Source organism: Bartonella sp. AC62GZZY, assembly GCF_042196525.1.
Taxonomy (GTDB): domain Bacteria; phylum Pseudomonadota; class Alphaproteobacteria; order Rhizobiales; family Rhizobiaceae; genus Bartonella.
The window spans coordinates 63,474-77,092 of the sequence record NZ_JBHIQN010000003.1 but is presented as its reverse complement, the minus strand read 5'-3'; the positions used below and the strand labels follow the sequence as shown (position 1 = coordinate 77,092).

Sequence of the window (13,619 nt, the reverse complement as noted above, 5' to 3'; positions counted from 1 at the left end):
TGATACATTCCCTTTATAAATTAATCTATCTTTTTTCCGATATCTGCAATCGTACGCAATGAAAGAGAGAAATTAAAGTTTTGCAAGGGTGCTTTCCTGCCTGGATTCGTTACCTGTTGATAACCGAATGTTAACCCGAAACATTCATCCATATAACTCAAGCTAATTCCTCGCTTTATAAATGTACCAGATACTAAATCATAACCGGCGTTGCTATTAATGGACCAATAATCTGCCAATTTAAGTCCTGTTTGAAAAGAAATTTCTTGGCGCTCTTGAGAATATTCATAATCTGGTTGCTTTGCGATATAGGCATATTGTAGAGCCGCCCAAAAATTTTGCCATTTTTGTGATGCTTCGATTTCACTACGGCGGATTTTTCCTGTTTTTTTGTCAAAGCGTCCACGCGTTTCTAAGGAAAAACCACTTTTATGGGTTGTACCAAACATTGCAACATAGTCTGAACGTTTTGCCTCTAAGCTAGAATGAGTACCGACATTGATAAAGTCCTTTTCTGCAAAAGAATTCTTTCCTGCTAGATGAAAGGATTGTCCAATGAGACCATAAAGAGACCAATTATCATTAAGGCTTCCAGAGTATCTTAGACCTATATTGGCTCTTGTGCCACCTTCTACACGATCATAACCAGAAAATTTATCCCGTTGAAAGAGAGTAGTTGCATCAAATACAAAGCTTTGAGCATCTTCATTAGGAGTTTGTCCGATATATTGTTCATTATTGCGTATGAAAATTTGTGCGGTTGGTTCTATGATATGTGTAGAATGATCAGCTGTAATGAGAAAGGGATAGCGTAGTTCTAACCCTGCTGTTGCCATGCCACGAATTGCTGAACCACGAACTTCGGATAACACAGTGTTTTTTATAGAAGAATCATGATTTTCACGTACATTGGTTGTAATGATATCGGCTCGTAGAGAGAGGAGGGGGGTTAAGATGAGTCCATTGTGCGTGTTGAAGCGCTTTTTCCACTGAAGCTCGTTTGTTAACCGCAAACTATTTCCAGCTATACCAGAAAGTCTTACTATGTTGAGAGAATTTGCGTTCTTGTCGGGTGAACTGAAATCAGCATGACGACGATAAATTGATTGCATATTACTATGGAAGGTGAGCTCTCCATTATAAATGGGCTCATCTGGTGTGAAAGTATAATCGATGCGTGGTAGAACCCACGCTTGCCGAGAGTGACGTTCATAATGAGGATCATTCAATATCAAATCTTGAACTTTAAAATGATAAAAACGCATATCAAAATAATTTTTTCCTGCAAGTCCATTCAGATAGATCTGAGAAAGTTGTGTAGGATTGTTATAGTTTTCAAGTTTATAGGCACGACTAAAATGCCGATCTGACTGTGCAAGAATATCCCATCCATAAGTCCAGTGTGAATTAATACGAAAGTCCCCTTTTGTTGCCAGCATATAACGATTTTTATACTGTGCATCAATTGTATCATTATCAAATTTATGCGGTTTTATTTGATATATATAAGCAAAGCGAATGTTATAACGGCCCGTTTTAAAACGTTGACGCCATTCCCCTTCGGTCAAAAGCCCTTGTTGGGTATAAACCGTAGAAGAAAGTGTGAAATCGTAATGAGGAGCGAGATTCCAGAAATAAGAATTCTTTATCCCCATGCCGAGATCATTGGTATAAAAAAAATGAGGAGTAAGCAGACCGCTAGCACGCCTGACAGTTGGATCATAGATCTCAAAATTTGGAAATTTTATAATCGGTACACCAAAAACTTCAAAACTGCTATTTTCAAACCGAATTTTTTTGACGCTATTATTCCATATGATCTTTCTTGCTTTAATTTTCCATAAGACGTCTCGATCTGGTTTATAAGAGCAAGGTTCACAGGCTGTATAGGTTGCATTTTCAAAGACTGTTATGTGATTGTGTTTGCGTGTAGCATTTTGGGCTGAAAAGTGAACATTGTTGGCTGTATCAATACGTAAGGCGTTTACAAAACCCTCGCCAAGATCTTTGGTCATATCAATTTGGTTGGAATAAATTTTATTACCATCCTTTTGAGTAATTTCAACGTTTCCTTGTGCTATAAGCCGTCCTGTTTTTTGATTGTAAATAATTTTTTGAGCGACAACTTTATTGCCATCATATTCGATTTGGACATTACCGTGTGCAGAAACAGTGTTTTCATCACGATTGTAGATGAGTTCATCCGCAGAGAGCAAAAGAGGAGGTTCCGGATTTTGAATGCGACTTTGAGAAGGAGATTGAAGGCTTTGAGCGTGCGCACAATAAGACAAAGCACCTCCTAAAATAACCCCCACAATACTTTTAAAAGCGAGAGCACTTAATTTTGTTAAAATAGTTTTTTTAAGTGTTAATGCCTTCACTTAGCCATCCTCTTTATGAAGCAAAAAAGAGATTCCTAAGAATAACGCAATAACAACGGGTGTCCAAGCTGCAATAATTGGTGGAATATATCCAGCATTACCAAAAGCTTGGACAAGTACGGAAATAACATAAAGCATAAACCCAGCTATCACGCCACCAAGAATCAACATTCTAGATTGCCCAAAACGTGTAAAATTTAAAGATACAGTTGCTGCAATGAGGGTCATTGCCACAAGCAATGCCGGTAATGCAATCAAAGATTGGAAATACATATCAAAATTATGAGCAGAATAGCCAAATGAACGTGCAATCATAATTTTTTGGGGCAATTGGTAAAATGGAATAGTTGCGGGATTCACTAAACGTTCCGTTAAAAATTCAGGTTTTAGATTGGTTTTTATTTGCAACATGGTAAATTTTTCAGGAGGATGCCCTATTTTATAGATTGTTCCATTTGTTAATAGCCAAAATCCATTAGTCAAAGTTGCTTTTGGGGCATTAATCCAATTTTTAACGGTTGCATTATCATTGTATTGTACAAAGGTTGCATCGAGAAGAGAAAGTCCTTGATCGGAGATAGATTTAGCACCAATGGTTGTTCTGCCTAAATTTGTACGTTGTGTTAACCAGTGGATACTTGTATTGTGAAGAGGTGTTAGTACATTGTGATTGCGCCATTCAGTCATCTTTTTTTCTGCTTGAGAAAATCCCCATGCAGCAAGTGGATTAATAAGAAGAATTGAAAATAATCCTAAAAGAAAAGCTCCAAAACAAGCTGGCATAAGAAATTGCCATGCAGAAACACCGATTGAACGAGTCACCACAAGTTCAAGTTTTTTGTTGAGCGAGATAAGCGTTGCCATTGCAGAAAAGAGTGCAATGAAAGGGATAAGTTGTTGCATGATAAAAGGGATGCGTAAAACAGAGAGGAAAAATGCATCTTTTGCTGTATAATGCGCAAGGGAAGATAGCCTACCGGAATTCTCTGTGAAATCGATTAAAAGAGCAAGAACAAAAATGCTTCCCCAGAAATAACAAGTTATTTTAAGATAACGTATAAAAAAATATCGTCCAAGTGTCCACCCAATCATGATATTTTATCCGAGGAATCTTGAGATTTTCGATGTTCAAATTTGTTCATTATTTTTTGAAAAGCGATTTGAAGTATCTCATTAACTTTTGTGGGAAGCCCAATTTTATGATTCGTTAAAAGCATAAAAAAGACAAATGCACTTGTTCCTATAGGTATAATATAAAGGAAAGGAACGTATGCAAGATCGCTTTTTGCTTTTTCTGCGAAAAAATATCCTATCCAATATACCAGAAAAGAGAGGGCAATTGCCGAGAGATTTGCGGAATGACGAGCTTGTCGATGGGAGCGTACATCCCCTGCCGCTGCTAATGCAATAAGTGAAAAAACAATAGGGTAGAGCCATTGTGTTAATCTGCGGTGAAATTCAGCTTTATATTGGAGTGGTTTTCGTTGATAGTAGGGGTCTTTTGGGTCAGGGTTTTGTAAATAAGAAAGAGACCGATCTTTTGGATAAAGAGTAGGTGTTTTATCACTGGGGATAAACTCTCCTAGGCTAAAAGTATATGAGCTAAATTGCACGATTGAAACACTGTTATTTTGATGATTGACTCTTTCTATTTCACCGTTATTGAGAACCAGAAAACTGCCGTTTTTATTGCTCACAATGGATGCGTCTGTTGCATAATAAAAAAGATCAGTCTTAGGATCACGCTGGTCGGCAATGAAAAGGCGTTCAAGTGTTCCATTTGGATTTCGTTCGCCAATTTCTATGTAAAGGTTATTGGCGAGTTTTTGAAAGCTCCCTTCACTAATGAATAGATTGATAAGATCAAAACGAGCGCTTGCTAGCATTTGTCGCATATGAAGACGCGCTTGAGGAACAACAAAATTAGCTATAGAAAAGGAGATACAGGATGCAACAATAGCAAGAAGAAGGATAGGTTTCCAGACAGTACTTTTAGGAAAACCAGAGGCATTGATGACAGCAAATTCTGAGTCTTGATGCATTGCTGAGAGGATGGTTGTAATTGCGATCACTAATGCAAACGGAATGACCAGAAAAACAACAGAAGGAACCAATGAGAGTGAAAATTGTAAGACTGTGAGGAGTGTTTGTTTACTTGTTGTGAGAAAGTTTATCCGTGCAAGAATTTGTATAGTCCAACTAACGCCCACTGCTGCAATCATGACAGAACTAAACAAAACAAGGACACGTTTCAGGATGTAGAACTCAATAATACGCATAAATTGGGGAAAATCCTCAGTTTTTAATTCGATAGCAAATATTCTTACTGCTTTCGGTTAAAATGTAATAAAGTTTGAAAAAATATCCTTTCATGAATTGGATATTTTTACCAAATAAATAATATAAAATTGCCTATGAGGTCCTCTTTAAATTTTCCGTACATTATATTTTATTTTCAACTATAGTCTACAAAGAATCTGGAAAATAACTTAAAAAACTTTTTTATTAACGTTGAAAATAAAAATTATTGTCTTTTAAAGATACGTGCAAAGAGATAATGCATCTCAATCAAAAAAGAGGGGTTATATCTTGAACCGTTTCCTTTGTATTAGGGGTATAGAAGTTTTTTTAAAAAGATATTAGCTTTTTTATAAAGAATGATGAAGGCTTAAGAGATTGGATATTTTATTCTATCATTTGACGCAGTCAACGCTGAAGGATATTTTGCCGACGCTTGTGGAGCGTGCATTGGCTCGTTTTGGTAAAGTAACAATACAGTGTGTGAGTAAAGAACAACGCGATTCTATAGATATACATTTATGGGTTTATACTGATGAATCATTTATTGGACATGGAACGGAGTGTGATCAATATCCAAACTTTCAGCCTGTATTTCTTACAACAGGACAAGAAAATCCGAATGATTCAAAGATTCGTTTTCTCATAGAGGGAGCTGTTTGTTCGGATATTGATGCTTATCAACGACTTGTCGTGATATTTGATGGTAAAAGTGAAGAGCAGTTGAATCTCGTTCGTGCACAGTGGAAAAAATATAAAATGGAAAATCATAATTTAACGTATTGGCAACAGACTGAAGATCGTCGCTGGGAAAAACAGGTTTAATGCGTCTCGTATCTATTGTTCTGATTTTTATAGGATTACTGGGAATAGTAAATCCTGCACTTTTTATTACGGAAGGCTCAGGGGGAGGGCGTTGGGTTTTTATTGTGATTTTTCTTTTAGGCATGTTAAATATATGGACTATAATTAAAAAAACGAAACACCATAATGATGATTATTGATCGAATTTTGCTTGTTTTATGGGCTGTGATGTTGGCCTTCTTTTGCGTTTCATGGTTGGGGACGACGCATATCTTATCAGAAATGTTTGCTGTTTCTTATATAAGCAATATTGCAGATTTTTTATTTTTCTTTTTGAGTGCCTTGTTTGCGGGAATATTGTGGTGGAAAATACCTCAACCCCTGTCTTTAAAAACGAAACTGGCAGCATTTTTGCCGCCAGTCCTTATTTTATTCTTCGTTATTATATTTTAGTTGGATATTTCATCATCTGTAAATCCGACGAAGCAAATCAGTGAAATAAAAGAAGCAAGAAGCAAATAATAACCGATATAAGATGTATCGAAATGTTGAACCAGATATTCTGCAATATAAGGCGCGAGAGATGCTCCTATAATAGCAGATAAATTGAAAGTAATAGAAGAACCGGTATATCGAATTGCTGTTGGGTATGGTGAAGCCAAAACAGCACCAAGAGGACTGTATATCATTCCCATGAGAGACAAACCGATAACAGACATTGCAAGGACTCCTATAACTCCAGAATTTAAGAAATAAGGAATTGCGAAAGAATACATACCGGTGATGATTGTAATCCAAATCATCAAAGTTCTACGTCTAATACGATCAGCGAGTTTCCCAGTGATGACAGTAAAAATTCCACAAAAAATAGCACCGACAATTTCGACTTGAAGAGCTTGATGAAATGGCAATTGCAAATGGTTTGTTGAATAGCTTAACAAATATGTCGTGACCAAGTAAAATAAAACAAAAGTTGCCATACCAGAAAATATTCCAAGAAATAGGATTCGTGGACATTTTAAAAAGACATCTATGATAGGCACTTTGACATGTTCTTTACTTTCAAGAGTTTTTTTGAATTGCACAGTTTCATTGATTGAAAGACGAACCCATAATCCTATAATCATAAAAACAACTGAGGCAATAAAAGGAATGCGCCATCCCCAAGCTAAAAGTTCAGCGCGATCAAGGAAATGCAGCAGACCCAAATAAACAGCAATAGATAAAAACAAACCGATTGAAACGCCCAATTGGGGGAACATCGCATACCAGCCGCGCTTTTCTGGAGGGGCATTTTCTGTTGCGAGCAAAACAGCGCCTCCCCATTCTCCTCCTAATCCCATTCCCTGTCCAATACGGCATAAGGTTAACAGGAAAGGGGCAAACCACCCAGCCATTTCATAAGTAGGAAGAAAACCAATAATGACTGTTGAAAGTCCCATGGTGAGAAGAGAAGCGATAAGTGTTGCTTTTCTTCCAATCTTATCTCCAAAATGTCCAAAAACAACTGATCCAAAAGGGCGGGCAAAAAAGGCTGCTCCAAATATTAGGAAAGATTGTAAAATAGCAATTTGATCATTTTGTGTTGGAAAAAACACATGAGGAAATATAAGAGCTGCGGCAGTGCCAAAGACATAAAAATCAAAGAATTCAATTGTTGGGCCAATAAGGCTTGCAAATAAAATTCGACGAGGGGAGTTTCTGTTGCTTGTAGCTTTCATTTCTGAGTTTATAGACATGAATAGAATGTCCCTTTCAGTATATGACAAATCAAATGACGAGTTAACTGACTATAACTATAGAAATTTCAAATCAGTGTCGAGTCAATATTATGACACTTCGTTATATATTAGAACAATGATTATGGACTGATGATTATGAATAAGTGGTCTATATATTATCCATATTGAACAAAAAAAGACACTGCTTTAAATGCTGTAGAAGATGGAAATACGTAGCCATAAACGCTGTTCTCATTCACATTGCTGTTTCCTTTAAAGTTCAATGCTGTTTTTATCTCTTGAGGGATCAGCCTTATTTGTAGATCAGTGTTTATTGCCTCAAAAATATTTTCATGAATGTAATTATAACACTTTTTAGGTGTATATAAAAATAATTAAATCTTTTAGTTGTGCATATATTTTAAAACACATGGTGTATATTTGATCTGTCAGAGCTTAATTTATCGAATGCTTCGTTATCTTAAAAGACATGAGGGTGAGCAACATTGTGTTGTTTTGGTCTGTGCATTTTTTTCTAAATGGGAGATTTAATTTGGAATGATGGAGTGTGAATAATGCAACGCAAATTGAAATTAAGTTTTTGTGCATTAATGACCAGTGGTTTTTTTGTCAAGATTGTGAGTGCAGATGGAGTAGCGACACCAAAAGAAAAGTTATTAACACCAGTAAGTATCAGTGAACATCTAGAAGAGATAAGAACATCGTTATCAAAAGTGAGGGGATTAAAAGAAAAAAAGGGGGGATCAAAAAGGATAGAGAATAAACAGACAGTAGAAGGAAGTAAGTCTTCAGAAGAGGAAAGGAATAGATTAAAAAATCTATTCTTTGAAGTACTCACAAATTCAATAATAAGCGATGGGGCTACTGTCTATATTACTAACCGTGACTCTGAAGGTTCTGAAATAAATAGCTTTAACTATAAAGATGCAGCCTATTCCATTAATAATACGGTTCAAGAAGGTGGAAAACTCTACATTGATGCAGCAAGTGTTAGCAGGGATACAACAATTGAGAGTGGTGGTATTGAATTCGTCCAAAATCTGAGCAGTTCGGAATATGCCACTGTTAAAAAAGGGGGTAAACAAATTGTTGAGAGTGGTGCAAATGCTGAGGGAGCTAAAATCTATGGTGGTGAGCAGATTATTTTTGGTAAGGGGATCCTTAGGGATGGTTTGTCGCGTAAAGATAAGGAAAGTAGTGCTTATGGAACTGAAATTTATGCGGCAGATGGAATGCTAGGAATACAAAGTGTCTATAGTGGAGGGATGGTTGTTGACACAAAGATTATGAAAGGCGGCATCCAGAATCTTGATGGTAAAGAGAGTTTTCATAACGGCATCTCAGAAGATACTGATACAGCTGATACAGAAGATGAAGATTTTACAATCAATGAGGGGGCATTTGCACTGAGTACTGAACTTTTTAAAAATGGTGCGCAGAATATCTTAGCAGGGGGGAATGCGAGCGAAGTTACTTTATACGATAGAGCTACTCAGAAGATATATGATTCTGGATACGTGGATAATCTAACCATTAATCATCAAGCAAGGTCATGGGCTTTTGTGGGGGCAATATTAGATAAGGATACAAATGTTTATGACTTTGGCAGCCTCTATCTTTATGCTGGGAATGGTGAAGCTGTTACGGAAGTAGAAAATCTTAATTTAAATGGAGAAAATACCAAACTATACATTCTTGCGTCTGAAGATAACAGCAAAAAAACTTACGTTAATATCCAGAATTTAACTGGAAGTGGCAGAGTTATCTTTACGTTTTTAGGGACTAATAAGCATTATTCTCAGCTTAATATTGATGATCTATCAGGTTCTTTACATTTCGATTTTAATGTCAACTTTTCCAAGCATCTTAGTGATTATCTTGTCATTAAAGAAAGTGGTTCAGGTTATCACACAATAAGTGTGGCTGATTCTGGGCGTGAAATTACAAATTCTTCTTATAAAAAGCTTAAATTAATTACTGATCGTAGTGGAAATGCTCATTTTACTCTGACAAACACTTTTGGTGAAAAAATCAAAGCTATTGATGCCGGAACTTACATGTACAGTTTGAAACATAGAAAAAATGAGAGCAATGGTAAAATTTGGTATTTAGATGCGAATTATGCTCTTGATGAGACAAATACCTCTTTATTTCCTGATTTTATCTTGCAACCATCTGCTATAGCTTCATTATCGAAGGATCTCACAGAACGCACAATTGAAAAGGGGATGATTGTTACGATTGCTGATCCTAGCTTTGATAGTAACAGTGAGAAAGTTGAAAGCACTGGAGAAACTTCGATTAGTAATACAGTTAAAGATGGTGGAAAGCTTTCCGTTTATAGCGGTGGTTTTAGCTTGTATACGACAATTCAAAGAGGCGGTACTGAGCTTGTTAGAACACAGGGTCTTTCACAGGATAGTACAGTTAAGAAAGGGGGAAAACAAAAGGTTGAAGATGGGGGGAAAGTTGAAGGGGCTAAAATTTACGGTGGTGAGCAGTTTGTTTCAGGAAAGTCTGATATCAAAGGGGAGATGGTAAGGAGTAGCGCCCATGACACTATCGTTTCTGGTGAGAATGGAGTGCGAGGATATCAGAATGTGTATGATGATGGAGAGGTTTTTAGCTCAAAGATCATGGAAGGAGGGGTACAAAATCTTTATGTGGAAGAAGATCTAGACGAGTATAGCAGTTTTGCATTTGATACGAAGGTCTTTTCTGGTGGAAAGCAACATGTTTTAGCGGGGGGAATCGCGATTGGCGTTCTTTTAGAAGGGACTGCTTTTCAGGCAATAGATTTAGGAGGTTATGTAAAAGATTTAACCGTTAAGGATCAAGCACAATCGTGGTTACATGGTGGCGCAACATTGGAAGGAAAGACAACGGTTAATGATTCTGGACGGATTTATCTTTATGCTGGTGCAGAGCAATCTCGTACTGAAGTAGAAAAAATTGTCTTAAATGGCAGAGATACAAAATTATACGCGATTGCCTCTAGTATAGATGGTGAAAGCTCTTTGATTGAGGATCTAAGTGGGAATGGACGCGTTGTTTTTACTTCTACCGTGTTTAATCCACATTACTCTAAACTTGAGGTTGGTAATCTTTCAGGGAATTTACATTTTAGGTTGCATACTAATTTTGCAGAGCAGCGCGGTGATTATCTTCTGATCAAAAAAGGATCAGGTAATCACACCATAAGCGTTATCGATTCTGGTGTTGAAATGACCAATTCTCTTCTACAAAATCAGAACTTAATTTTGGAGCTTGATTTAATTCATGATCAAAGCGGAAATGCGCATTTTACTCTGATAGATTTTTGGGGTGAAGAGATAGCTACTGTTGATAATGGAGTCTACATGTACGCTCTCAAGAAAAGAGATCATAACGGTGGAAAGATTTGGTCTTTATCGACACCATCTATGCCAGAAAAAAATTCTTCTCCTATCTTTCCTCCATCTCATACGGAGTTGCCTATAGCTGAATCTTTTGAGCAAGAAAAGTATGGTTCTCCTTTGGAAGATTCTATAGCCAATTCTTATAAAGGTGATTTCAGTTTTTATGCAGAGGATTTCATTACTGGTACACGTGAAAAAATTTTGCAAAGCTCCGTGCTCGGTGCCAATAGCATAGTTTATATTGCTGGTGATGGAGAAATGGATGATTTTAAATTATCCATTAATAATACAGTTCCGGAAACTGCAACACTCTATGTTGAGACTGGTGGTTTTAGTAAGAATACAACCATTGAAAATGGTGGTGTTGAGATTGTAGGGGAACAAGGGATTTCAGAATTTACGATTATTTACGAGGGTGGAAAACAAAGAGTGGAGGGAGGAGGAACCGCATTGAGAGCTGAAATTTATGGTGGGGAGCAGCTTGTTTTCGGAGATGGTTATGTAAATGGTGGAATTGTGGGGAGCAGCGCTTATAACACGACACTTTATGGTCAAGGTGATACGCCAGGACAGCAGAATGTATATGATGATGGGATGGCTGTGGGAACAAAAGTGATGAGAGGAGGAATACAAACTCTTGCTAAGTGGTTCGCAGATGATGATGATTTTATACAAAAGAGTGGTGGTTTAGCTGTGAATACTGAGGTTTTCGCGGGTGGTGTACAGCGGGTATTAGCAGGGGGAGAGGTGAACATTGTGACTTTACACCGCCATGCTGCTCAAGAAGTTCATGCTGGTAGCATTGTAAAAAATCTAACAATTAAAGAAGGAGCCAATTCATGGATTTTTGCTGGTGCGGTGTTGGAAGGAAAAATAAAGATTCATGATTTGGGACAAGTCCATCTTTATGCTGGAAATAATAGCTTTTATACTGAATACAAAAATTATCACACAACAGTAGACGATATTAATTTAGAGGGAGAAAACGCTAAATTATACTCTATTTCTAATGGATATGGAAACACAGAAACTTATATTAAGAAGCTGAGCGGTGTGGGAAATATTATTTTTACTTCTACAGAATCCGATTTACATTACTCTAAGCTTTATATTGATAATCTTTTTGGGAGTCTACATTTCGATTTTAATGTCAGCCTTGCAGAAGGAGAAGGTGATTATCTCTTTATCAAAAATGGCCGTGGTTCTCACACAATAAATATTTTAGATTCCGGTATTGAAATTGTTGATCCTTCTTCAACAGAACTTGATTTAATTGTTGATCAAAGTGGAGGCGCACATTTTACCCTGAGAAGCTTTTCTGGTGCAAATGTTAAAACTATTGATGGCGGAACCTATACGTATGGTTTAAAACAGAGAATTGATGAGGATGGGGGCGAAAAAGTTTGGTATTTATCTGCAGTATTTATTGATAATGTTTCATTTCTCAACAGTTTACCACGTAGTAGAAGCAGATCTGTGCGGCATTTAAATCAAAATCAATCGGTTTCTTCTCTTTCAACGATTACAGCACCACAAGCGCATGTTATTAAATTGCCACGTCGAAGAGAGAACTGCCAAAACTTAAGGCAAAAATCTCAGGCTTCTGTATCTCCAACTGTTTTCTCTTTTGGAAGTCACGTTATTGAAGTTTTAGGTTCAGGAAGTTCTCATCCTCTTTCTGATGAAAAACAACAAACTGCTGTTTCAGAATCTTCTCACTCTTTAGCCGATCAAATGATTGTGCGTCCAGTTCATAAAGAACAACCTTCTTCACAATTAAGCGAGACGTTTTCAGTTTCTCACTTTTTGACCACTCCCTCTACAGATGCGGTATTGTCTATGTCTGTGGCTCCAGTGATGGTTTTTCACAATGAAATGCAAACCGTACGTGCGGGAAGAGGAGTTCTAGATAAAAGTAAAAAGAATGCAGCTTTATGGACTTATGCGATTAAATCTAAAGAGAGCATTGCGACAGAGCATATAGATTTTAAACTGGATCAGACCGGTATCGTTTTGGGGATCAATGGTTTAGGCGAGTGGGAAAATGGAGAGTTTTATATAGGTGGTTTTGGCAGTTATGATCGTGCCCGTGTTGCGCATGCACGGGGGGGTAACAGTGGAATCAATACTTATGGTATTGGCGCTTATGTCACTTATTTTGATCATAGTGGATGGTATCTCGATGGTATTTTAAAATACAATCATTATCAAAATACTCTAAAAGCCGTTTCAACGAATGGTTTAGAGATTGAAGGAACATATACTCAAAGGGCATTGGGAACTTCCTTTGAAGCTGGTTATCGACTTAAGACGTCAAAGAACAGTTGGTTGCAGCCTTATGGACAATTTACATGGTTGCGTGTTGAGGGTAAAGAAATCAAGTTATCGAATGGCATGACAGGTGACATGCGTCCATTTACTTCATTACGCAGTGAGGTTGGCTTATCTTTAGGATATGAATTTGGTTCTCACATGGATTCCTCATCGCTTGCGTATATTACAGCAGCATGGTTGCGTGAGAATAAAGATGACAATCAAACGTTAATTAATCAACGTCATCCATTTACCACGGACTTATCGGGCAATGCAGGTAAGTTAGGATTAGGTTTAAGCAGTTTTGTGAGTGAGAAGTTAAAGTTATATGGTGAGGCCCATTATGTTAAAGGACATAAAACAAAACAGTCCTTTCAGGGTATTTTAGGTGTACGCTATAGTTTCTAACGATATGGTTATTTTTTAGTTATCTTTAAATGTATGATTAGTTTTTTTAAGTTTTTAATGCAGCATCAGAGAACAATTTTTCAGAGCACGCAGCTTCGTTGTTCATGATAAACTGTATACCTTTATATACTTGATTATGCATTACTTTTTTTTGATAAGAAAATTCTGAGGAAATGCTAAAGAAGCACTATAAAAACGCCCTTATATTCTTGATCAAAAAAGTATTAAAAAAACTGTAAAGAACGGTTTTTTATGAAATAAGGAGGATTTTTAAG

General features: G+C 36.9%; 8 protein-coding genes. 4 read left to right on the top strand and 4 right to left on the bottom strand.

The window, feature by feature from the left end; translation table 11 throughout:
- Window positions 1-20: 20 nt before the first annotated feature.
- From ACFIML_RS03155 to lptF, 3 genes are read right to left on the bottom strand one after another with little or no spacing between them, the layout of a single operon-like run.
- Window positions 21-2,381 (bottom strand): LPS-assembly protein LptD, encoded by a 2,361-nt coding sequence (locus ACFIML_RS03155; protein WP_375687353.1) that lies wholly within the window; start codon window positions 2,379-2,381, stop codon window positions 21-23.
- A complete protein-coding gene (gene lptG / locus ACFIML_RS03150) occupies window positions 2,382-3,473 on the bottom strand; it encodes an LPS export ABC transporter permease LptG (RefSeq protein WP_375610168.1) in 1,092 nt (363 codons plus the stop codon).
- On the bottom strand, window positions 3,470-4,660 hold the full coding sequence (gene lptF / locus ACFIML_RS03145; protein WP_375610169.1) for an LPS export ABC transporter permease LptF: 1,191 nt from the start codon (window positions 4,658-4,660) through the stop codon (window positions 3,470-3,472). Before lptF ends, lptG begins: the two co-directional genes overlap by 4 nt.
- A gap of 397 nt (window positions 4,661-5,057) precedes the next feature.
- Between lptF and ACFIML_RS03140 the strand changes: the two genes are divergently transcribed.
- The 3 genes from ACFIML_RS03140 to ACFIML_RS03130 are packed head-to-tail and all read left to right on the top strand — an operon-like array spanning window position 5,058 to window position 5,936.
- A complete protein-coding gene (locus tag ACFIML_RS03140) occupies window positions 5,058-5,504 on the top strand; it encodes a DNA polymerase III subunit chi (protein WP_375687351.1) in 447 nt (148 codons plus the stop codon).
- Window positions 5,504-5,683, top strand: coding sequence for a hypothetical protein (locus ACFIML_RS03135; protein WP_375687349.1), 180 nt, complete (start codon window positions 5,504-5,506; stop codon window positions 5,681-5,683). Before ACFIML_RS03140 ends, ACFIML_RS03135 begins: the two co-directional genes overlap by 1 nt.
- On the top strand, window positions 5,673-5,936 hold the full coding sequence (locus tag ACFIML_RS03130; protein WP_375629333.1) for a hypothetical protein: 264 nt from the start codon (window positions 5,673-5,675) through the stop codon (window positions 5,934-5,936). Before ACFIML_RS03135 ends, ACFIML_RS03130 begins: the two co-directional genes overlap by 11 nt.
- Here the strand turns inward: ACFIML_RS03130 and ACFIML_RS03125 are convergent.
- A complete protein-coding gene (locus tag ACFIML_RS03125; protein WP_375687347.1) occupies window positions 5,933-7,222 on the bottom strand; it encodes an MFS transporter in 1,290 nt (429 codons plus the stop codon). The genes ACFIML_RS03130 and ACFIML_RS03125 overlap by 4 nt on opposite strands.
- A gap of 557 nt (window positions 7,223-7,779) precedes the next feature.
- On the opposite strand from ACFIML_RS03125, the gene bafA reads away from it, so the two are divergent.
- Window positions 7,780-13,344, top strand: a complete 5,565-nt coding sequence (gene bafA / locus ACFIML_RS03120) for a BafA family autotransporter (protein ID WP_375687345.1) — start codon at window positions 7,780-7,782, stop codon at window positions 13,342-13,344.
- The last annotated feature ends 275 nt before the right edge of the window (window positions 13,345-13,619 follow it).

Bases quoted from the DNA above. Each gene is read 5' to 3' on its own strand.
- lptG (WP_375610168.1), bottom strand. From the start codon at position 3,473: ATGATTGGGTGGACACTTGGACGATATTTTTTTATACGTTATCTTAAA.
- lptF (WP_375610169.1), bottom strand. From the start codon at position 4,660: ATGCGTATTATTGAGTTCTACATCCTGAAACGTGTCCTTGTTTTGTTT.
- ACFIML_RS03135 (WP_375687349.1), top strand. From the start codon at position 5,504: ATGCGTCTCGTATCTATTGTTCTGATTTTTATAGGATTACTGGGAATA.
- ACFIML_RS03130 (WP_375629333.1), top strand. From the start codon at position 5,673: ATGATTATTGATCGAATTTTGCTTGTTTTATGGGCTGTGATGTTGGCC.
- ACFIML_RS03125 (WP_375687347.1), bottom strand. From the start codon at position 7,222: ATGTCTATAAACTCAGAAATGAAAGCTACAAGCAACAGAAACTCCCCT.
- bafA (WP_375687345.1), top strand. From the start codon at position 7,780: ATGCAACGCAAATTGAAATTAAGTTTTTGTGCATTAATGACCAGTGGT.